Source organism: Ensifer sp. ENS02, assembly GCF_014851885.1.
Classification (GTDB): Bacteria; Pseudomonadota; Alphaproteobacteria; order Rhizobiales; family Rhizobiaceae; genus Ensifer; species Ensifer adhaerens.
Genome location: NZ_JACVAO010000081.1, coordinates 1 through 401 on the forward strand (window position 1 = coordinate 1; position 401 = coordinate 401).

General features: G+C 57.9%; 1 tRNA gene. It reads left to right on the top strand.

The annotated features are described in order from the left end of the window. Window positions 1-3 precede the first annotated feature (3 nt). Window positions 4-80, top strand: a tRNA-Met gene (locus IB262_RS35535). The last annotated feature ends 321 nt before the right edge of the window (window positions 81-401 follow it).

Genomic DNA, 401 nt, shown 5'->3' on the forward strand with positions numbered 1-401 from the left:
GGACGCGGGGTGGAGCAGCCCGGTAGCTCGTCAGGCTCATAACCTGAAGGCCGCAGGTTCAAATCCTGCCCCCGCAACCAAATCAAAAAAAGCCCGCATGGAGAAATCCAGCGGGCTTTTTGACGTTCCGGGGACAGGGAAAGGACGCCAACAGGCGCAAGTCGCAAGCTCAGGCGCGGGCAAAAAAACCGATCACGCCAGCCAAGTCCGAGGGCATGATGCCGTAACGCGGTGAGCGAGCTTTCGCCAGGCGCTTACGTAGCCGCCACCAAAGTGCGGATTTCGGTAAATCGGGACATTCATTTCAGCAAGTCGCGGACAAGCGTTTCGCTAAGTCGCGGACAACGGGTGCGATCGAATTCCGGTTGCCTGGTTGCTGTTACGGGTGATTGATTTCGGTT